Origin of the sequence: Glacieibacterium sp., from assembly GCF_965200405.1 — a bacterium.
Lineage (GTDB): Bacteria > Pseudomonadota > Alphaproteobacteria > Sphingomonadales > Sphingomonadaceae > Glacieibacterium.
In genome coordinates, this window is record NZ_OZ241356.1 from 319510 (window position 1) to 338197 (window position 18688).

The window sequence follows — 18688 nt, forward strand, 5'->3', positions numbered from 1 at the left end:
GCGGCTAACAAGGCAACGCTGCACGATCCGTCGTTACGACATCAGTAAGGATAATTGCGAGATCGTTGAGCAGACGAGAACCCGTCGCGGCGCCGGGGGAGGAGTCGCGACGGGTATTCACGCCTATGAGAGGACGCGAACCTCGTTACGACGCCGGCGCAGGGCGAAGCCGACAAGACCCATGCCGCTGAGCAGCATGGTCCAGGTTGCAGGCTCCGGCACCGCTGCGGCTGCAATATCGTCGATCTCGAAGGCCCGGCCGGTCGAGGTCAGCCGGAGGCCGCGGAAATCATCGCCCGGTGCGAAGGTCAGGAACAGCCGGCGGTTGGTCGCCGGCAGGGTCTGGTCGCCGTTGGCGATGCCGAGCATGCCACCGCTGATCGTCTTCAAGACGACGCCGCCGGCCCCGAGCACTTCCAGCGTGTTATAATTGTCGACCGAGCCCCAGTAGAAGCTGAGCGAGCGGAAGTCGCGGTTGGCAGCGATGTAGTTGGTGAAGTCGATCGTCGCCGTACCGGTCGATGACGCGCTGCCGCTGGCCGGCGTCGCGAAATATGCGGAAGTGTTGCCGGCAGGCGGTGCCCGAACGCCACTGACCGTCGTCGCGTCGACAGTGTAGCTGCCGCTGTAGACGATCCCGGTCGGACCCGTCATGCCCGTGGAGAAGTCGTCGACGATCGTCTGGGTCGAAGTCTTGCCAGGATCCGGTGCCCCGGGCGACGAGGTGTACGTCGCTGCGCCAGCCGCCGCTGCCGAACTTAAAAGTACGAGCGTCGCTATCAAAGCCGTCTTCATCCGCTAGCTCCTTTGTGGTTGTCCGCACCCTTCCACGAAGCAAAGCATGTGCCATTTGTTAGTGGCAATTAAGATATTCTTAACATCCTGTTCCGGAACCGTCATTTTAACACTTCCGAAATGTTTCCCGAAAGACTCATATCGACCGGTATAGATGCGACTCGCGAGCGGTGTCGGCTGGCTTTACAAAAGCCTCGGTCCAACGCGTGCCGGAGCAAAATTATATGGCATCGTCGGGCCGATGCTGCGACTGACGCTGGGAACTGACCCGCACCTGCACCGGCAGGCCGGACGCAACGGGAGCTTGAATGCCGCACCAGATACTGCTGCTGTTCGGTGCGACGGGCGACCTGGCTCAGCGAATGCTGCTGCCGTCGTTGTTCGGGCTGGACAGTGATGGGCTGCTGCCCGACGGACTGACGATCCTCGGAACGGCACGCAGCACGCTCGACGACACCGGGTTTCGCGCCGAGGCGCAGTCCGCGCTCAACAAATATGTCGATGCCGATCGGCTAAAGCCCGAGCTGGTCGAGCGCTTCCTGGCGCGCCTCCATTATGTCCCGGTTGACTCCACCCGGCCGGGCGATTTTGCGGCGCTTGCCGACAAGGTCAGGGAGCTGGGCCGGCTGTCGGCGATCTTCCTGTCGACCGCGCCGTCGCTGTTCGAACCGACGATTGCCGGGCTAGACGCCACCGGCCTCGCCGGGGACGGCGTGCGACTGGCGCTGGAGAAACCACTCGGGCACGACCTCGCCTCCAGCCGCGAGATCAACGATGCGGTGGCCGCGGTATTCCCCGAGGACCGGACCTTCCGGATCGACCATTATCTCGGCAAGGAGACGGTGCAGAACCTGTTGGCGCTGCGGTTCGGCAATCTGCTGTTCGAGCCGCTGTGGAACTCCACCGGCATCGACCATGTCCAGATCACCGTGTCGGAAACCGTCGGGCTGGAAGGCCGCGTCGGCTTTTACGAAGGCACCGGCGCGCTGCGCGACATGGTCCAGAACCACATGCTGCAGCTGCTGGCCCTGGTCGCGATGGAGCCGCCGGCCGAGTTCGCCGCCACCGCGATCCGCGACGAGAAGGTCAAGGTGCTGCGTTCGCTGCGCCGGATCGATCGGGAGACCGCCGCGTCCTGCACCGTCATCGGCCAATACGGCGCCGGTGCAGTCAGCGGCAAAGCCGTTCCCGGCTACGTCGACGAGCTGGAAAAGCCATCGGAGACCGAGACCTTCGTGGCGATCAAGGCGCATATCGACAATTGGCGCTGGAAGGGCGTGCCCTTCTATCTCCGCACCGGCAAGCGCCTGCCGTCGCGCCAGTCCGAAATCACCATCCAGTTCAAGGATGTACCGCATTCGATGTTTGCAAAGCGCGGCGCGATCCTGCAGCCGAACACGCTGATCATCCGGCTGCAGCCCGAGGAGAATATCCGCCTGCTGCTGATGGCCAAGCAACCCGGCCTCGACCGCGACGGCATCCGCCTGCGCGAGGTGCCCCTCGACCTGGGGCATAATGCGCTGGCGGACGGCCGCCGCCGCATCGCCTATGAGCGGCTGCTGCTTGATTTACTCGCTGGCGACCCGACCTTGTTCGTGCGCCGCGACGAGGTCGAGGCACAATGGGAATGGATCGACGCAATCCGCGACGGCTGGACCGCCAATGGCATGACGCCGCGCCGCTATGGTGCAGGCAGCTGGGGGCCGTCCGCTGCAATCGCCCTGACAGAACGTGATGGAGTAAGCTGGCATGATTGAAGCGGAATGGTGGGACTATGAAGACGTGGAGGAACTGGCCGCAGCCGTCGCCTCCGATGTCGAGTTCATCATCGAGAGCGCGCTGGATGCCCGCGGCGCAGCGCTGATCGCCCTGCCCGGCGGCACCACCCCGGTGCCGATCTATGCACTGTTGTCCAAGGCCAAGCTCGACTGGAAGCGCGTCACCATCCTGCCGACCGACGAGCGGCTGGTGGCAATGACCGACCCGATGAGCAACGCCGGGATGCTGGCCAAGACCTTCCTGCCCAAGGGCGCGCGCGTCGTGCCGCTGGCGACCGGTGCGGGCGACTACCGCAAGGCCGGCCTCGATGCCGACGAGCGCCTGACCGCGATGAAGTGGCCGCTGGACCTGGTCTGGCTCGGCATGGGCGACGACGGGCATACCGCGTCGATGTTTGCCGGACCCGACCTGGCTGCCGCGCTGACCGCTCCGGCACGTGCGATCGGCGTGCGGCCGGATCCGATGCCGACCAAGGGGCCGGTCGAGCGGGTGACCCTGACGCGCAACGCGATCATCTCGGCGCGCACGCTGACCATCGTCCTGTCGGGCGCGGAGAAGCGCAAGATGCTGGAGAAGGCGATCGAGGACGGGCCGAAGTCGAAGCTGCCGATCGGTCTGGTGCTGGCCGAGGCGGAGCAGGCGGTGGATATCCACTGGAGCGCAGTTTGAGCCTGCCGCACCCCCTCCGTCGCCTGCGGCGACACCTCCCCCTGACGAGGGTGAGGATCTTCGCGATCCGGCCCCCGCTCGGCTACAGCGCCTCTAGATCCTCCCCCTCTTCAGGGGGAGGGGGACCGCGCCACTTCGGCGTGGTGGAGGGGGCGAGAGCACAATGACCCTCGACCCCCGCATCGCCGCCGTCACCGACCGCGTCATCACCCGGAGCCGCACCGGCCGCGCCGCCTATCTGGACCTGATCGCCCGCGAGCGCGACACCGGCGTCGACCGCCCGAACCTGTCGTGCGGCAACCTTGCCCACGGCTTCGCAGCTGCCGGCGACGACAAGCCGGCGATCCGTGGCGGCAAGGCGATGAACATCGGCATCGTCACTGCCTATAACGACATGCTGTCGGCGCATCAGCCGTATGGCGGCTATCCCGACCGGATGAAGCTGTGGGCGCGCGAAATCGGCGCGACGGCGCAGGTCGCAGGCGGCGTTCCCGCGATGTGCGATGGCGTCACGCAAGGGCAGCGCGGCATGGAGCTGTCGCTGTTCAGCCGCGATACCATTGCCATGTCGACCGCGGTCGCGCTCAGCCACGGCATGTTCGAGGGCACGGCCCTGCTCGGCATCTGCGACAAGATCGTGCCCGGTCTGCTGATCGGCGCGCTGCGCTTCGGCCATCTGCCCGCCATCCTGATCCCCGCCGGACCGATGCCGTCGGGCCTTGCCAACAAGGAGAAGGTCCGCGTCCGCCAGCTGTACGCGGAAGGCAAGGTCGGCCGCGAGGAACTGCTGGAGGCCGAGGCGGCGAGCTATCACGGTGCCGGCACCTGTACCTTCTACGGCACCGCCAACTCCAACCAGATGATGATGGAGGTCATGGGCCTCCACATGCCCGGCGCGGCGTTCGTAAACCCGGGCACCAAGCTGCGGCAGGAACTGACCCGGGCCGCGGTCCACCGGCTGGCGGCTATCGGCTGGGACGGCGCCGACTATCGCCCGCTTGGGGCTTGCGTCGACGAGAAGGCGATCGTCAACGCGGTGGTCGGCCTGCTCGCGACGGGTGGCTCGACCAACCATGCCATCCACATTCCTGCCATCGCGCGCGCGGCGGGCATCAAGATCGACTGGGCCGATATCGACGCACTGTCGGCGGCGGTGCCGCTGGTGGCGCGCGTCTATCCGAACGGTTCGGGCGATGTGAACGCGTTCCAGGCGGCCGGCGGCATGGGCTTCACGATCCGCACCCTGCTCGACGCGGGGTTGCTGCACGCGGATATCTTGACCGTCGCGGGCGACGATCTCGGTGCCTATGCGCGCGAGCCGGCAATGGCGGGTGACACGCTGGTGTGGAACGACGGGCCGACGGATACCCGCGACGCTGGAATGTTGCGCCCCGTTGCCGACGCGTTCGCCCCTGACGGCGGCATGCGGCTGTTGCAGGGCAATCTCGGGCGCGCCGTGATCAAGACCAGCGCCGTCGATCCGGCGCGCTGGACGATCGAGGCTCCCGCTGCGGTATTCAGCGACCAGGACCAGGTGCTTACGGCATTCAAGGCCGGGCAGCTGGAGCGTGATGTGGTCGTGGTCGTACGCTTCCAGGGGCCCCGCGCCAACGGCATGCCGGAATTGCACAAGCTGACGCCGGCGCTGGGCGTGTTGCAGGACAAGGGCTTTCGCGTCGCGCTGGTCACCGACGGCCGGATGTCGGGCGCCAGCGGCAAGGTCCCCGCCGCGATCCACGTCTGCCCAGAGGCGCTGGGCGGCGGTGCGCTGGGCTTGCTGCGCGACGGCGATATCGTTCGGGTCTGCGCCGTCACGGGCGCGCTGACCACGTCCGCAGACCTGAGCGGGCGCATGCCGGCCGAGGCTCCGCCTGCCGCGATCGGGACGGGCCGTGAGCTGTTCGCGTTCATGCGCCACGGCTCGGACGATGCAGAAGCGGGCGCATCGGCTATGCTGGCTGCCGCTGGCTTATGACGGGAAGATCCAGATGAACAACATCGCCGACATCATGGCCCTTGCGCCGGTCATTCCCGTGCTCGTCATCGACGATGTCGGGAATGCGCACGCCATCGCCGAGGCGCTGGTCGCCGGGGGGCTGTTCGCGCTGGAGGTGACGTTGCGGACCCCCGCGGCGCTCGACGTGATCCGCGCGATGAGCGAGATCCCCGGTGCGGTGGTCGGGGCCGGCACCGTGCTGAACGCTCGCGACCTCGACGCTGCACAGGCCGCGGGGGCGCGCTTCATCGTCAGTCCCGGCCTCACATCGACAGTCGCCGAAGCCGCCCTTGCCGCCGACATTCCGCTGCTGCCCGGCGTCGCCACCGCCGGCGACATCATGCGCGGCCTCGATGCCGGGCTGAGCAATTTCAAATTCTTCCCCGCCGTCGCATCGGGCGGCATCCCCGCCCTCAAGGCATTAGTCGCACCGTTCGGCAAGGTTCGCTTTTGCCCGACGGGCGGCGTTACGCAGGCGAGCATGGCAGAGTGGCTGGCAGTTCCGGGTGTCGCCTGTGTCGGCGGCAGCTGGATGGTCCCCGGCGGTCCGGTCGACGCCGCGGCAATCCAGGTGGCTGCATCGGCGGCAAGCGGCCGGCGGTCCTAGCCGATCAGTCGTCGCACTCGCTGCTCAGTCGCTCGCTCGACAGCTTGTCGACCTCGTTGTGGATGATCTGGTAGCAGTCGCAGGCGATCTTCAGCAGGCCGGGGCGATCGATGACATTGATCTTGCCGCGGCTGTACTCGATCAGCCCTTGCGCCTGTAGCTCGCGCGCCACCACCGACACTGCATTGCGCTTGACGCCGAGCATCCCCGCCAGGAACTCCTGAGTAATCGGCAGCTTGTCGCCCTCGGTGCGGTCGTGGGTGGTCAGAATCCAACGGGCGCAGCGGCGCATCGTGTCGTGCAAGGCGTTGCATGCCACCGCCTGTAGCGACGTCCGGGTCAGCACGTCGCGGTAGCGCGACACGGCGCTGCAGAACCGCGTGCTGCCGTCGACCAGGTCCTCGAACGCGGCGGCGGTGCACCGCTGGGCAGCGCCAGGGATCTGCACGACATAGCAAGTGAAGGCCTCGTCGACATAGCCGCTGGCGCTCATGCCCGCCGCGCCCTCGCGCCCGATGGCGCCGGTTTCAGCGCGGCGACCGTCCTTCATCACCACCACGAGCGAGATCATCCCCGAGGTCGGCAGATAGACATGCTCCAGCGGCTGGCCGGGTTCGTACAGGACTTGCCCCATCTCCAGCGTCACCGGCGTCAGCAGTTTGCCGAGTGCGGCCTGGTCCTTAGGCGCAATGCGAGCGAGCAGGAGATTGCGGCTCGGCCACGGCGAGTCGGGTTGGTCGATCATCAAAGCCCTACTCCCCGGCAGCAAAAAAGTGCCGAACACGGAACCCCCCTGTCTATCGGCGGTTTATGCACGGTCCGATACATAAGATTAACTCGGGCGTTCATCTACGACACCGCTCATCCACGAGCGCTTGAACGTGCCATCGGCGCGGCAGCTGAGCCGCGCCCTATTAGGAAGATAAAACATGGGCTTGATTGTAGTACTCGTCGTCGGCGGGATCATCGGCTGGCTGGCCAGCATGGTCATGCGCACGGATGCACAGCAAGGCATCTTCCTGAACATCGTCGTCGGCATCGTCGGCGCGCTGCTTGGCGGCTTCCTGCTAGCTCCGCTGATCGGTGGCGCCTCGATCACCACCGGCGCGATGGATATCCGCTCGCTGCTGGTCTCGTTCCTCGGCGCGATCATCCTGCTCGCCATCGTCAACCTGTTCCGCCGCAACGCGGTACGCTAAACCCTATCAGCCGGCACGACCCGAAAAGGGATCGTGCCGGCTGTTACGTTTACCGTCTGTTAGTTGCGTTGGTGCGAGGTAGGCCATGGAAGAAATCCTGCAGTTTCTGGCGGCTCACGACGTTGCGGTGGGGATGGTCGGAACGCTGATCGTGATCTTGGCGGTGATCGTCGGTTTTGGCCGTCGTCATAACGCCGTCATGTCCACTCGCCTGGATGGACAGGCACGCCCCCATCGCAAAGATCCAATCGTGCGCTAGCGCCGGCCTTACGGCATTCCAGCGCCGCCTGCTGCACCATAGACTTGGCCGGTGGCATAGCTGCCTTGGTTCGATGCCAGTTGGACGTAAATACCTGCCAGTTCGACCGGCTGGCCCGGACGCTTGAGCGGCGTCATCCCGCCGAATTTGACCAGCTTTTCTTGCGTCGCACCACCGCTTACCTGCAATGGCGTCCAGATCGGTCCGGGCGCGACGCCGTTGACGCGGATGCCCTTGGGCGCCAGCTGCTTGGCCAGTGAGCGGACGTAGTTGGTCGTCGCCGCCTTGGTCTGCGCATAGTCATACAAGTCCTCCGACGGATCGGTCGCCTGCTCCGACGTCGTACCGATGATGCTCGAACCCGGCTTGAGGTGGGGCAACGCCGCCTTGATGATCCAGAACGGCGCGTAGATGTTGGTCTTCATCGTCCAGTCGAAATTCTCGCTGGAGATATCGAGAATCGACGCATGGGTCTGCTGGCGCGCCGCATTGCTCACCAAAATGTCCAGACCGCCAAGTTTCTGCACCGCCGTCTCGACCAGCTGCTTGCAGAACGCCTCGTCGCGCAGGTCGCCGGGAATGGCGACGGCCTTGCGTCCCGCGGCCTTGATCAGCGCAATCACCTCGAGCGCATCTGGCTCCTCGTCGGGAAGATAGTTGATCGCCACATCGGCACCCTCGCGCGCGAAGGCGATTGCAGCAGCGCGTCCCATGCCGGAGTCCCCGCCGGTGATCAGCGCCTTGCGTCCGGCCAGTCGCCCGGACCCACGATAGCTCGTCTCGCCGTGGTCGGGCTTGGGCTCCATCTTGCCGGCGAGGCCGGGCCAAGGCTGCGACTGGCTGGCAAACGGCGGCTTCGGATATTTGCTCGCTGGATCGACAAGACCATCGATCGGCGCCGGCGCAGCTTCGCCGCGGCTGCTGGCCGAAACGCTGGCGACTGCCGCCAGCCCCAGCCCGGCACCGCCGACGACCTGCCGGCGCGAGATATCGCTATTATCGTCTTTCATGATCAGCCCTTCGTTCTTGGTCGGGCGATGAACGGGCCGTTGCGACAAGAGTTCACGCAGCGGCACGGGCATGATGCCGCGCCGCTGGCGATGCCCAGCCTTAGAATGTCGTGCGCGCGGTGATCCGGAAGTCGCGCCCCGACAGTGGCGCGAAGTCCTTCAGGAACGACGCCGCCCGCCGCGCATCGACATCGAATATATTATTCGCCGACAGCACGAAGCTCAGCGGGCGTGTCGTCCCCCAAGGTCGGATATTGATCTCGGCATTGACGCGCTTGAAGCTGTCGGTCGTCGTCTCCAGCGCCGACACCCGATCCTGCTTGGCACTCCATTCCAGTTCGACCCGGCCGTCGATCTTGGTGCTGGTCGCACCAAGCCCGCCGAGAACGCGCAGCGGCGGGATCCGCGGCGCCGGGCCGACATCGACGATATCGGCGTGGACGAAATCGGCGAGCGCGTCGGCGACGATATTGACGTCACCAAATGTCGCCAGCGTCAGCGTGCCCTGAACCTCGGCACCGTAATAGCGCGCCTTGGCCTGTCGCGACTGGTAAACCGGCAGTCCGTCTTCGACCGCGCCGGTACGGTCGTCATACACGAAGTTGTGGAACCAGTTGTAATAGACGGAGGCTTCGAACGTATAGCCCTTGCCCCGTCCGCGCAGGACCCCGTCGAGGCCTAGCGAGCGCTCGGTCTTGAAGTCGGGGTCGCCGATCTCGAAGGCCTCGGTGCCGGCATGCGGTCCGTTGGCGAACAGTTCCTCCGCCGAAGGTGCGCGGACCGTGTGGGACAGGTTGACGCCAAAATTCCAGTCGCTGGTCAAGGCATAGGACGCACCGAGCGAACCCGAGAGGCTGTCGAAGCTGCGGCTGCCGTCGAGGAACTGCGGCTGGGTCGTGGTCGGCTGCGACACGACCTGACTATGCTCGTAGCGCCCACCCGCCTCGAGCTTGAACTTGCCGAGTTGGAACTGCTGCAGGGTAAATAGCCCGAGCTGTTGCGTTTCGTTTCGCGGCAGAAAGGCTTCATCACCGACGACGTTGAAGTCGCGCGAGAAATACTGGACGCCGCTGGTCCCGGACCAGATGCCGCGTTTCGCCTGCACAACCTCGACGCGGCCTTCGATACCCTTGTTGTAGAAGGCGGTGCCGACCGAACCATCTTCCTCCAGTTCGAAGTGGCGATAGTTGGCATAACCGACACGCATCCGGATGGTATCGATGAAGCTGCCGCCCGCATCGATCTCCGCACGCGCATCGAGGCGGTTCTGCATCAGGTCGAGGCGCGGCGCTTCCTCGGTCTGGCCGGGGGCGGTGGCATAGCGAACCGGCACGCCGTAGACGCTGTCGTAATGGCTGTACGAGATGCCGAACGTGCCGCCTTCGGTGATCAGCGCGGCGCCGGCACCCACCGTCCAGGTCTTGCCCGATGAATTGGGCAAACTCCCCTTCAGCGCCGCGTTGCCGGCATAGTCGATCGGATTATCCGGATCGACCGGCAGGCGGGCGGAAGCGAGCGCTTCGGCCCGGGCTTGTGGTGAAAGGACATAGCCACCGATCTTGAGGTCGTCGGACTTGAGGTAGCTGGCATCGGCATGGACAACGATCTTGCTGGTCAGCGGCACATCGACCGAGGCGCCGCCGGAGCGCTCGTTGGCGGCCGAGGCATAGTTGGCGATGGCGTCGATGTGGACCGGCTCGTCGGGAACGGCGCGCGGAATGCGCTTGTCTAGGACGTTGACCACGCCACCGATCGCCGAGGAGCCGTACAGTAGCGCCTCTGGACCGCGCAGCACCTCGATACGCTCGGCAAGCAGTGGGTCGATGACGACGGCATGGTCGACGCTGGTGTTCGAGACGTCGATCGAGCCGATGCCGTCGGTCAGCACCCGGACGCGCTCGCCCTGCAGGCCGCGCAACACTGGTCGCGAGGCATTGGGACCAAAGGACGTAGCTGAAACACCCGGCGTGCGCGCCAGCGTCTCACCGATCGTCGGGCGAATCGATTGCGTCAGTTCCTCGCCCTGCATGATCGAGACACCCGAAAGGATGTCTCGGCGGTCGCGGTTTAGCGATCCGGTTACCACGATATCCGCCGAAGTAGAGGCGTGATAGTCCGTGGCGGCCGGGGCAGCGGCAGCGGTCTGGAGGCCGGTTGCGGCCTGAGAGGCGTCCGGCACGGCTGCCGGCTGCGCGGCGACGACACTCCCGCCAAGGACCGACCAGGTCGCGCAACTTGCCAACAACATGAACCGCATCGTTAAAATCTCCTCGGCATCGGATTACGCCCGGAGCGGGCTCCAGCACCCGCCGCTATCTCCATCGGTAGCGTCGCTCCTGTAAGGTTACAAGATATTATATCATTGAGTTGATCTCCGGTGCATGCCGAATAGTCGGACATTTGGAAATCGCACATCATTACGCAACCATTTCGAAGTAGAGGATAGGCAGCAGACGGCGTTGTCGAAGCTGCAGTCGTAGAGCCGATCGCCAGCCCCCGGCGCACTGCTCGATCCGGCGCCATAGTGGCGCCTGCACATGAAGCAGCCCAGGTCCGGGCTGCAAAGTATTGGGGATTGCTTATGGCGCCGATCGACCAGGACTATTTCGTTGTGCGAGCCAAGTTGCACCACGACATCGCCAGCCGTGCCACCGATGCGGAGGTGCGCCGCCTCAACGACGAGATGGCGGTGCGCTACCGCGCGCGGGCGGCAGCCTGTGCCATCGAGGCCAACGCTCTTGCGGTTGCCAACGGCTGAGGCAGTACAGCGAACATCAGTTCCGGTCTGGACGCCAAGTCCGACCGCCTGCCGGTGCTATGCCTAACCTGGCCTAGAGCACGCCCTTCGCAGCCAGCAGTTGGTCGACGCTGGTCTTTCCCAGGCGCAGTGCGTCGGCATCCTGCTGGCTCAACGTCACGGTCTTGAGGTGGTCGGCAAGCTCGCCCGACCAATATTCGAGAATGTATGTTCCACTGCGATGCTTGACGACCCAGTCGTCGCCGCGGGCATACTCGTCGCTGGTCGGTGCGACAGCCGCTGGCGGCTGGCCCGGTGTCAGAGTGAAGAAGTCGCTCATTTCGCGGTCCTCGACAGGTGGATCTCCTGAAACGGCGTTCCCTTGGGAAAGTCCAGCGTCGCTTCCGAAACGCCGCCCGAGGTGACACCGCCCGGAACCCAGAACTCATTAGCGCCGCGCTCGTTGCCCGACGGCAATTTGAGGTCGTGGAAGTCGGCCTTGTCGATCTTGACGATCATCGTGTCGGCATCGCGGAGGTAGCCGGCGCTCAGCCCGAGCTTCTGCTCGACCACCGCCATGTCGCCGTTGGCGGCACGGACCAGTCCCTCGAACTCCTTGTACGGCATGACGAAACCGCCGGGAGGCCCGAGCGTGCCGCGCGTATTATAGGCGTCGCGCGACAGGAAGCGCACCGCGCCCTCGTCGTATTTTGCGACCTCGCGGGCCATGCGCGCGTCGGCGATATAGCTGGCGGGCAAAGGCCGGCCGGGCTTCTCGGTCGCCAGGATATCGGCGATCTTGCTCGGCGAAAGCCCGGTGCGTTGCGCCGTCGCGGCGATGTCGGCGCTGCGGCTGACCGAGACTTCGGCGACGCGCGCGACATGCGCCTCGGCCTTGGAAAGCGTACCGGCCTTCTCCAGCGCGCCGATCTCGTCGACCGTCAGGCCGCCGCGACCGACCAGCGCTTGCAGCCCGCCGGTCGAGGACTTGGCCGCGCTGACCAGCTCGGGCAGCCGCCCGGCAGTCCGAGCCTCGGCGACCAGCGCCGCGGAATTACCGCTTTTGGCAGCAGCCGCGGTGAGTTCGATCAGCTTGCCGCCGCGCGCCGCGTCGGCGAACGTCTCGGCGACCTTGCCGCCCTTGATCGCCAGTTCGAGCGCCTCGCCAGCCTTGGCGACGGTGGCGAACTTGGTCACCGGCACGGCGACGGCGGCGACTTCGAAGGTGGCGCGTCCAGCGATTTGCCCCCACCATTCGGACTCGGCGCTACCACCCTTGGCAGCAGCGGCGGCATGGCTGTCCTTCAGGCTGTCCCAGTTCGCCGCGATCCAGCCCTTGACGTCGTTGCCGAGCTTGGCCGGGTCATGCGCCACCTCGCCGAGGTATTTGGCGATGCCCTCGCCGACCGCCGTGGCTTTCTCGGTGACGCGCCCGGCGTCGGGTACCCAGTCCGGAACATCGCCGACGACGCCGAGATGCTGTAGCCCCTCGACCGCCCAGCCGACCGGGTTGGTGTTGTAGCTCGCCTCCAGCACGCCCTTGGTCAGCCCCCAGGCGCCTTCGACCAGCGACTTGCCGCCGTTGAACAGTCCCTTGGCAAAGCCCTCCTGGAACGACGCGACGGACTTCGGATCGTCGAGAACGCGCTGCAGGCTGAAACCCCATTCGGTGCCGGCGCCGACGCCCGAGCTGCGCATCGCCTGCCCGAGCAGCGGCTGGACGGCGTGCATGATCACCCCGCCGGGCGAGGCCCAGCTCAGCGCCTCCTTCGCCCACTCCGCCGGAGTACGCGGCGGATCGCTGGCGGCGGGTGTCAGGGCGGCGCTGGTGCGTCCGCTGTCGATTGGTGCAAGCATCACGCGACCTCGTGTTTAGCGGTCGTCGTTATGGTCGCGCGGGACGATTGGCCCAATAATCGAAACGACTAGTGGCGGGCGCGGGCCGGGGGCCAGGCACCCTTGGCCTTGAGGGCGCGGACCTCCGAAGGCGACGGCGGCGGCGAGGGCCAGCCGATGGACTTGAGGCGCGCGGCGAGCCGGTCGTGGGCGGCCTTGTCGTCGGCGCTCTGGGCGAGCGACGGACGTGATACCGCCCAGCCGAGGGTGCCGCCGCTGTTGTCGCTGGCCCAGGGATCGGCACCGCGCGAGATCAGCAGCTCGGCAATGGCAAAGCGGTGGGCGTCGAGCGCGGTCTGCAACGGCCGCGCGCCGAGGCTGTCGACGTCCTCGATCCGGGCGCCGTGATCGAGTAGCAGCCGCACCGCGCCGGCTGAGCCGAGCATGATAGCATCGTCGAGCGGGCGGCCGTTGCGGCCCGGCCTGGGGTTCGCCGACGCGCCGGCCTTGAGCAGCGTCTCGGCATACCAGGGCTCGGTGGCGCGCAGGGCGAGGGTCAGTGGCGGCTCCGCATCGGCGGGGCCGCCGGCGGGAACACCGGCCGCCAGCAAGCGCTCGACCATCGGCTTGTCGCACGTCGCGATGGCGATGCTCAGCAAGTCGCCGAGCGTGCCGCCGTGGGTGTCGCGCAGGCGCTTGTCGGCGGACAGCAGCTTCGTCGCATGATCGGCATTGCCGTCGAACACGGCGGCGACGAGGTCGCGTCCCGCGGCGCCGTTGTTGACCTTGGCGAGGACGCCGGCTCGCGTCGGCAGCACCGTTTCCGGGACGAAGCAGCCCTTGGCGTCGGCGGCGCTCACCGCGACGACGGCAAACAGGAGGAGTGCAGCACGCAAGGGCAAGTCACTGTATCCATGGTCGAGGTCTAGCCCGCCAGCCCGGCCGATGCCAAGCCGGATCAGCGCACTCTATAACGCGCGAGCGCCAGCGAGAACCCAGTCGATCATGTGGCGGTCGACCGGATTGTGGCGCGCGATCCAGCCTTTGTCGTCGGGCGCGACGTTGGGGAGTTCGTGCCGCGCGCCATAGGCCGCGAGTGCGTCGAGGAGCAGCCCGGCCGGTCCGAAGACGATCGCGCCGAGGACTCGGTCGCCGCCGTCCTGCAGCTTGCTCAGGATCTCGCCATGGACGTTGTACGCCTGGACCGCGACGTCGCCGCCGCCCTGCCCCTCGGCGCTGCTGATCGCCTTGGCGGCGTCGATGGTCTTGCCGCTGAGCCCGGCGGCGTTGAACGTGTCGGCTTCGCGCCCCGAGGCGATCGCTGTCGCTGCCGCCAGCCCGCCGCCGAGCGAATGGCCGGTGATCGTCACCGAAGCATCGGAACGAGCCAGCCGCTCGCCGATCGCCAGCGCCTTGGCATAGCTTTCGGACCCCGCGCCGGCCGCCTGCTGGAAATTGTTCTTCCAGTCCTCGCCCGATGACGAACCGCGGAAGGCAACGACATAGCGCGTGTTCTCGCCCTCGCCGGTCGCATAGACGCGGGCCCGGAAGCTGGAGCCGGCGCGCTCGAGCACCTCGGGTTTGAGGTTGAGCTGGGCGAGTTCGCTGTCGCTGGCGACCCGGAAGCCGGCAGGCGGGGCGGGCGTGTCCTTGTAGACGTCGGCGGCGAGCAGCGCGCTTTCCTTGGTGCGCTCGGTCGAGGCGGGGATGCTGTCGCCCTCGGTGCTGCGAGCCGCGACGGCACTTCCGGCGGACAACAGCGGCGGGCGGGCGAGTTGCGACGGGGCGGCCCAGCCGGCGGCATAGCTGCTGGTGTTCGCGCTTGCCGTCGGCGTTGGAGCCGGGGCTGGTGTCGGTCGGCTCGCCTGGATCGCCTGCAACATCGTGGAAGTCCTCGGGTTCTGCCCAGTCAAACTCGCACTCGGACCGCCCTTCAACCATAGTCGAATCGATTATGGTTGGGCCGCCCTGCGACGCGCATATGGAGGGCCAAGGTTGCAGCATCGTGCCGCCACCGACAGGACAAGACCGATGACCATCGAACGCATCAGCAGCGCTCCGCCAGTCGCCTCGATCGGCTCGGCGACTGGCGCCGGCAGCGCGGCCGCGACGGCGCGCACCGCGATGGGCACCGTCGGCGAGCGCGTGCTGGCCTGGACGGCAGCGAGCAGCGGCAGCCCCAGCGCGACCGGGCAATGGAGCGCCAAGACCGGCGTTGCCAGCAGCGGTTTCGCGCCGAGCATGGCCGAGCTCAGCCGTGGCGGCGATGTCTATGGCCTGCGCTCGCTGACCTCCGAAATCGCGGCGCAGTCTGGCGCGACACCGGCACAGGAAGGCGCGCTGGGCCGGGCAGTCGAGGATTTCGCGCGTGGCATCGCGCTGCATTTCAACGGCCGTGCCGGTGGCGATGATATGGTGGACGGCGTTGCGGCAGCGCTCGACAGCGCCGTTTCAACCGGTTCCGACGGGATCGACGGCGTCACCAGCCGGATCGAAACCGCGGCGCGGATGGTTGATGCGCTGAACCGCTGACGGAAAGCACTATGGGTATCCTGCCCCGGGTCGACCTGACGGCAAGGACGCTGGTCGATCTCAGGCAGGGCGTCGATGTCGACCTGCAACTCAGCGTCGGTGGCGGCGGAACGCCGGAAGCGGACCTGGCGCCAGGCACATTGCTGGCCGGAACCTCGGTTCATGTCGGACTGGACCGGGTGCTCAACTCGGCATCCGGGGTCGACAATCTTCTCAATGGGCCAGACGCGCTGGCGAGATTCAGGGCGACCACGGGAGCTGTGCCGTCGGACCCCTCGCCGGTCGCTGACCGCGGCATGAGCGTGCGGGTCGGCGATCCATATTCCGAGGTTGCGACGCGGTTCGCGGTGGGCAGTTCGGCAGTGGTGGCGCCGGCGGTGCGGGCGGAGATCGCGCTGAAGGCCGGGGATGCGACGTTGGTGGCGCGGGTCGATGGCGGCGCGGACAGCCGGGGCGTAGCGGCGGTGCGCGATCCAGTAGCGGCGACCGGAATTGCGCAGCGGATCGAAGGGCCGAGCGGGGCGACGGCCGCGGCGCGTGGGATCGCGGTCGGCGCCGCTGTGACCAATGCCGGAACACTGACGACGGCGTCGGTGGGTAGCCGACCGGTGGCGGTGTCGTTCGTCGGATTGGCCAACATATTCGGTGGACTGATCGCCACGCCGGGGCAGGCGCCGACGGGTGCAGTCGTCGAGTACCGCCGGGTGGACGGGGCGATGCTGGTCGAGCTGCGGACGACGACCGGCTTTGCGGGCAGCACGGCGACCAGCGCGGTGCCATTGACCGGGGCGGTCGAGGCGCGCGCCGGGCACGACGTTACCCTGACCGGCATTTACATCTCCTTGGCGGCGGCAGCCTCGGCAGCTGGCGCGGCGGCGGCCCAGCCGGCGGACGGTCGCGACATGCCGGCGGGGCATCCCGCAGGCCCCCTGGAGCAGGGCAGCTCGTTTGGCGAGGCGGAGCGCAATCCCGACGGCACCGATCGGCCGTATCTTCACGCGATCTGGTACGATATCATGGCCTTGCGCTTCCTCGACGCGGGCATCCGGCTGTCCGACCGGTCGGCGGCGCTGCGCGATGTCGTCTGGGCGACGGCGCTGGAGCACGGCCCGTTCCGCGATCCGAGCGGCAACGACATACTCGACAATATCATGCAAGTCATCGACCCGGTCCACGCCAGTGACGGGGATATCATCGCCGCACTATTCGCCGAGCGCGCCCGTCGCGATGCCGATGGCGGCCTGGTCCACTATCCCGATGTCCAGCCCTTCGACCGCGATCGCGTCGTCGAGCGCCTCGCCGACGAAGCCAGGCTGGCCGGCGCGCGCACGGCATGACGGCACCACCGCAGGGCCCATGCGTTACGGCACCGACATGGGGGATTATATGAAACTGGCACTGACCACGATTGCTGCTGCAGCGTGCTGCACCACTGGCGCGCTGGCCCAGGCGCAACCTGCCACCTTGGCGCCCAGCTGCGAAACCTTGCCGATCGGGGGCGCCGGCAGTGCCACCGGCGGCAATGGCGTGCTCACCGTCGCCGGCTCCGATGCCCGGCGCGAGTTGCGCCTAGATGACCGCCCGGTCATGCGCCTCAAGCCCGACGTCGCCTCGGCCACCATCCATGCTGCCTGCCGGTCGGGCGCCACAGACTATTATCTGCTCGGCATCGCCGGTCCGGCCGGCAGCGCCTGCGCGATCCGCTACGAGATCGCCGAGGTCGGCCCGGCCCGCAAGCTTCGCCTCAGCCCGCGCTTCGGCAGCTGTGCCCCCGGCGCGACGGCCAGCCTCGACGCCGGCCGCCTGACCGTGACGATGCCGGCGGGCGCAGGCAGCCCGGTGAATGTCACCTATCGCTATGATGCCGGTCGCATCGCTGCGGTCGCGCCGCCGGTCGTTGCCGTCGCTGCGCCGTCGCCGCCGATCGATGGCCGTGCGCCGGTGCAGCTGGCGACCTGGGCCGGGCCGCCAGCCTGCGCCATCATCGCCCGCATCACCCCGCTGGAGAACACGCCCGCGACGACCGACGTGCTGCTCGCGGAGTTCCGGCGCAGCTGGCCGGTCCAGTGGCAGACCCGCGGCCGGCTGCGCAGCCAGCGGTTCGGCCCGGCGGCTCTGCGCAGCGTCGTGACCGAGCTGGCCTGCCTCGCCGCCCTGCCCGGTGCCGATCGGCAGGTTTTCCATGCCTCGCGCCCGCTATTTGAATCCCGCCGCCACGGGCGTCATGCCTTCGAGCAACTCGACGAAGTGGCGCGCGGCGCGATGGTCGACCCCGGCGTGCGGGCGGCAGCGCGGACGTTCCACGCCAACATGCGCTACGAAGTCGACATGGAGCGCCTGCATTGATGATCCTACAAGGAGCGCTGATTGCCGCCATGGCCATTTCTACCCCCGCCAACGCCGACCGCGCCGTGCTGCTCGAGGCGGCGCGGACGCCGCTCGAGGCCGACCTCGGCAAGCCCGTCAAGTTCCTGGTCGACCGGCTGAAAGTGTCCGGGGACCAGGCCTTCCTGCTGGCGACGATGCAGGACGGCGAGGGTCGTCCGCTGGATTACGCCGGCACCAGGCTGGCGAGCGCGGCGGCGCAGGGCTTCGTATCGCACCGCTACGCCGCCCTGCTCGCGAGGCGTGAAGGGAGCTGGGATGTGGTGACCAGCGCCGTCGGGCCGACCGACGTGGCGTGGAGCGGCTGGGCCGCGAAGTACAGGGCGCCGGTGGAACTGTTCGGCGATTAGGGGTTAGGCCGGTTCGCCGAAAAGCCCAACCTCGGCCCTCCCTATCTAAGTTCGTAAGGGCTCTAGTAGGCGGGCGGTTTGCTTCTCCCTCCCGCAACGCCAAGCGTCAGTTAGGATGGCCTAGGCGGCGGCGCGTCGCCAAGGAAGCAGCCGTCTCAATACGTCCCGTGTTCCTGGCCGGTGAACCAATAGTCGAAGCTGGTCGCCAGGTCGGTCGTGCTGAAGCGGACATGGCCGCGGTTGAGCTCGACACCCATCGCGGGCTTGCCGTCGAGGGTGCCGGACCACCAGCCGGTCTGCGACTTGCCGACGAACTTCAGGCTTCGCTGGCCCATCGTGAACGTCGTCGCATGGCCGCCATTGGCGTCGACTCGGTCGGCGACGCGGCACGGCACTGGCTTGCCATAATCTAGGCTGCAGGTGGCGGGCACCGCGGCGGCGGGTGCGGTGGCCATGGCGAGGGCGAACATCAAGCTGATCATCGCTGATTAATGCCCCGGCCCGACCGGTCGTTCCCCGACACCCTCTTGCCGC

20 protein-coding genes are annotated in these 18688 nt (G+C 67.1%); 11 read left to right on the top strand and 9 right to left on the bottom strand.

Annotated features, from left to right (window positions below; translation table 11 throughout):
• Nucleotides 1–123 precede the first annotated feature (123 nt).
• A complete protein-coding gene (locus tag ACOFKW_RS01460) occupies nucleotides 124–795 on the bottom strand; it encodes a PEPxxWA-CTERM sorting domain-containing protein (protein ID WP_419815576.1) in 672 nt (223 codons plus the stop codon).
• A gap of 308 nt (nucleotides 796–1103) precedes the next feature.
• Between ACOFKW_RS01460 and zwf the strand changes: the two genes are divergently transcribed.
• The 4 genes from zwf (at nucleotide 1104) to eda (ending at nucleotide 5846) form a co-directional block, all read left to right on the top strand.
• Nucleotides 1104–2552, top strand: coding sequence for a glucose-6-phosphate dehydrogenase (zwf, locus tag ACOFKW_RS01465; protein WP_419815577.1), 1449 nt, complete (start codon nucleotides 1104–1106; stop codon nucleotides 2550–2552).
• Nucleotides 2545–3243 carry a 6-phosphogluconolactonase gene (gene pgl, locus ACOFKW_RS01470; protein ID WP_419815578.1) on the top strand — a complete coding sequence of 233 codons (699 nt, stop codon included), beginning with the start codon at nucleotides 2545–2547 and terminating at the stop codon, nucleotides 3241–3243. The genes zwf and pgl overlap by 8 nt, the downstream gene beginning before the upstream one ends.
• 163 nt (nucleotides 3244–3406) lie before the next feature.
• Complete coding sequence (gene edd, locus ACOFKW_RS01475) at nucleotides 3407–5218, top strand: phosphogluconate dehydratase (protein WP_419815579.1); 1812 nt, start codon at nucleotides 3407–3409, stop codon at nucleotides 5216–5218.
• 13 nt (nucleotides 5219–5231) lie between these two features.
• Nucleotides 5232–5846 carry a bifunctional 4-hydroxy-2-oxoglutarate aldolase/2-dehydro-3-deoxy-phosphogluconate aldolase gene (gene eda / locus ACOFKW_RS01480; protein ID WP_419815580.1) on the top strand — a complete coding sequence of 205 codons (615 nt, stop codon included), beginning with the start codon at nucleotides 5232–5234 and terminating at the stop codon, nucleotides 5844–5846.
• 4 nt (nucleotides 5847–5850) lie between these two features.
• Here the strand turns inward: eda and ACOFKW_RS01485 are convergent, their stop codons facing one another.
• Nucleotides 5851–6591: a Crp/Fnr family transcriptional regulator gene (locus ACOFKW_RS01485; RefSeq protein ID WP_419815581.1), complete on the bottom strand. Its 741-nt coding sequence runs from the start codon at nucleotides 6589–6591 to the stop codon at nucleotides 5851–5853.
• Nucleotides 6592–6775: 184 nt separating this feature from the next.
• Here ACOFKW_RS01485 and ACOFKW_RS01490 point away from each other — a divergent pair, with 184 nt between their 5' ends.
• Both ACOFKW_RS01490 and ACOFKW_RS01495 read left to right on the top strand, forming a co-directional pair.
• Complete coding sequence (locus tag ACOFKW_RS01490) at nucleotides 6776–7045, top strand: GlsB/YeaQ/YmgE family stress response membrane protein (RefSeq protein WP_419815582.1); 270 nt, start codon at nucleotides 6776–6778, stop codon at nucleotides 7043–7045.
• 85 nt (nucleotides 7046–7130) lie between these two features.
• Nucleotides 7131–7304 (top strand): hypothetical protein, encoded by a 174-nt coding sequence (locus tag ACOFKW_RS01495; protein WP_419815583.1) that lies wholly within the window; start codon nucleotides 7131–7133, stop codon nucleotides 7302–7304.
• Nucleotides 7305–7312: 8 nt separating this feature from the next.
• Here the strand turns inward: ACOFKW_RS01495 and ACOFKW_RS01500 are convergent, their stop codons facing one another.
• Both ACOFKW_RS01500 and ACOFKW_RS01505 read right to left on the bottom strand, forming a co-directional pair.
• Nucleotides 7313–8314, bottom strand: a complete 1002-nt coding sequence (locus ACOFKW_RS01500; protein WP_419815584.1) for an SDR family oxidoreductase — start codon at nucleotides 8312–8314, stop codon at nucleotides 7313–7315.
• A 100-nt stretch (nucleotides 8315–8414) separates the two neighbouring features.
• On the bottom strand, nucleotides 8415–10571 hold the full coding sequence (locus ACOFKW_RS01505) for a TonB-dependent receptor (RefSeq protein ID WP_419815585.1): 2157 nt from the start codon (nucleotides 10569–10571) through the stop codon (nucleotides 8415–8417).
• Between the two features lie 324 nt (nucleotides 10572–10895).
• On the opposite strand from ACOFKW_RS01505, the gene ACOFKW_RS01510 reads away from it, so the two are divergent.
• A complete protein-coding gene (locus ACOFKW_RS01510; RefSeq protein WP_419815586.1) occupies nucleotides 10896–11072 on the top strand; it encodes a hypothetical protein in 177 nt (58 codons plus the stop codon).
• 73 nt (nucleotides 11073–11145) lie between these two features.
• Here ACOFKW_RS01510 and ACOFKW_RS01515 read toward each other — a convergent pair whose 3' ends face one another.
• The 4 genes from ACOFKW_RS01515 to ACOFKW_RS01530 all read right to left on the bottom strand — a co-directional run bounded on the left by ACOFKW_RS01515 (nucleotide 11146) and on the right by ACOFKW_RS01530 (nucleotide 14770).
• Complete coding sequence (locus ACOFKW_RS01515) at nucleotides 11146–11391, bottom strand: hypothetical protein (protein WP_419815587.1); 246 nt, start codon at nucleotides 11389–11391, stop codon at nucleotides 11146–11148.
• Nucleotides 11388–12911 (bottom strand): hypothetical protein, encoded by a 1524-nt coding sequence (locus ACOFKW_RS01520; RefSeq protein WP_419815588.1) that lies wholly within the window; start codon nucleotides 12909–12911, stop codon nucleotides 11388–11390. Before ACOFKW_RS01520 ends, ACOFKW_RS01515 begins: the two co-directional genes overlap by 4 nt.
• 65 nt (nucleotides 12912–12976) lie before the next feature.
• Entirely contained in the window at nucleotides 12977–13783 is an 807-nt protein-coding gene (locus tag ACOFKW_RS01525) for an ankyrin repeat domain-containing protein (RefSeq protein ID WP_419815589.1), read from the bottom strand.
• A gap of 72 nt (nucleotides 13784–13855) precedes the next feature.
• On the bottom strand, nucleotides 13856–14770 hold the full coding sequence (locus tag ACOFKW_RS01530) for a hypothetical protein (protein ID WP_419815590.1): 915 nt from the start codon (nucleotides 14768–14770) through the stop codon (nucleotides 13856–13858).
• Between the two features lie 148 nt (nucleotides 14771–14918).
• Here ACOFKW_RS01530 and ACOFKW_RS01535 point away from each other — a divergent pair, with 148 nt between their 5' ends.
• The 4 genes from ACOFKW_RS01535 to ACOFKW_RS01550 are packed head-to-tail and all read left to right on the top strand — an operon-like array spanning nucleotide 14919 to nucleotide 18154.
• On the top strand, nucleotides 14919–15419 hold the full coding sequence (locus tag ACOFKW_RS01535; protein WP_419815591.1) for a hypothetical protein: 501 nt from the start codon (nucleotides 14919–14921) through the stop codon (nucleotides 15417–15419).
• Nucleotides 15420–15430: 11 nt separating this feature from the next.
• Complete coding sequence (locus ACOFKW_RS01540) at nucleotides 15431–16756, top strand: hypothetical protein (RefSeq protein ID WP_419815592.1); 1326 nt, start codon at nucleotides 15431–15433, stop codon at nucleotides 16754–16756.
• A 19-nt stretch (nucleotides 16757–16775) separates the two neighbouring features.
• Nucleotides 16776–17765 (top strand): hypothetical protein, encoded by a 990-nt coding sequence (locus tag ACOFKW_RS01545; RefSeq protein WP_419815593.1) that lies wholly within the window; start codon nucleotides 16776–16778, stop codon nucleotides 17763–17765.
• 29 nt (nucleotides 17766–17794) lie between these two features.
• Nucleotides 17795–18154, top strand: a complete 360-nt coding sequence (locus ACOFKW_RS01550; RefSeq protein ID WP_419815594.1) for a hypothetical protein — start codon at nucleotides 17795–17797, stop codon at nucleotides 18152–18154.
• Between the two features lie 155 nt (nucleotides 18155–18309).
• Here the strand turns inward: ACOFKW_RS01550 and ACOFKW_RS01555 are convergent, their stop codons facing one another.
• Nucleotides 18310–18636: a hypothetical protein gene (locus ACOFKW_RS01555; protein ID WP_419815595.1), complete on the bottom strand. Its 327-nt coding sequence runs from the start codon at nucleotides 18634–18636 to the stop codon at nucleotides 18310–18312.
• Between the last annotated feature and the right edge of the window lie 52 nt (nucleotides 18637–18688).

Excerpts from the sequence above, each read along its gene's own strand:
- ACOFKW_RS01460 (WP_419815576.1), bottom strand. The coding sequence starts at position 795 with ATGAAGACGGCTTTGATAGCGACGCTCGTACTTTTAAGTTCGGCAGCG.
- zwf (WP_419815577.1), top strand. The coding sequence starts at position 1,104 with ATGCCGCACCAGATACTGCTGCTGTTCGGTGCGACGGGCGACCTGGCT.
- pgl (WP_419815578.1), top strand. The coding sequence starts at position 2,545 with ATGATTGAAGCGGAATGGTGGGACTATGAAGACGTGGAGGAACTGGCC.
- edd (WP_419815579.1), top strand. The coding sequence starts at position 3,407 with ATGACCCTCGACCCCCGCATCGCCGCCGTCACCGACCGCGTCATCACC.
- eda (WP_419815580.1), top strand. The coding sequence starts at position 5,232 with ATGAACAACATCGCCGACATCATGGCCCTTGCGCCGGTCATTCCCGTG.
- ACOFKW_RS01485 (WP_419815581.1), bottom strand. The coding sequence starts at position 6,591 with ATGATCGACCAACCCGACTCGCCGTGGCCGAGCCGCAATCTCCTGCTC.
- ACOFKW_RS01490 (WP_419815582.1), top strand. The coding sequence starts at position 6,776 with ATGGGCTTGATTGTAGTACTCGTCGTCGGCGGGATCATCGGCTGGCTG.
- ACOFKW_RS01495 (WP_419815583.1), top strand. The coding sequence starts at position 7,131 with ATGGAAGAAATCCTGCAGTTTCTGGCGGCTCACGACGTTGCGGTGGGG.
- ACOFKW_RS01500 (WP_419815584.1), bottom strand. The coding sequence starts at position 8,314 with ATGAAAGACGATAATAGCGATATCTCGCGCCGGCAGGTCGTCGGCGGT.
- ACOFKW_RS01505 (WP_419815585.1), bottom strand. The coding sequence starts at position 10,571 with ATGCGGTTCATGTTGTTGGCAAGTTGCGCGACCTGGTCGGTCCTTGGC.
- ACOFKW_RS01510 (WP_419815586.1), top strand. The coding sequence starts at position 10,896 with ATGGCGCCGATCGACCAGGACTATTTCGTTGTGCGAGCCAAGTTGCAC.
- ACOFKW_RS01515 (WP_419815587.1), bottom strand. The coding sequence starts at position 11,391 with ATGAGCGACTTCTTCACTCTGACACCGGGCCAGCCGCCAGCGGCTGTC.
- ACOFKW_RS01530 (WP_419815590.1), bottom strand. The coding sequence starts at position 14,770 with ATGTTGCAGGCGATCCAGGCGAGCCGACCGACACCAGCCCCGGCTCCA.
- ACOFKW_RS01535 (WP_419815591.1), top strand. The coding sequence starts at position 14,919 with ATGACCATCGAACGCATCAGCAGCGCTCCGCCAGTCGCCTCGATCGGC.
- ACOFKW_RS01540 (WP_419815592.1), top strand. The coding sequence starts at position 15,431 with ATGGGTATCCTGCCCCGGGTCGACCTGACGGCAAGGACGCTGGTCGAT.
- ACOFKW_RS01545 (WP_419815593.1), top strand. The coding sequence starts at position 16,776 with ATGCGTTACGGCACCGACATGGGGGATTATATGAAACTGGCACTGACC.
- ACOFKW_RS01550 (WP_419815594.1), top strand. The coding sequence starts at position 17,795 with ATGGCCATTTCTACCCCCGCCAACGCCGACCGCGCCGTGCTGCTCGAG.
- ACOFKW_RS01555 (WP_419815595.1), bottom strand. The coding sequence starts at position 18,636 with ATGATCAGCTTGATGTTCGCCCTCGCCATGGCCACCGCACCCGCCGCC.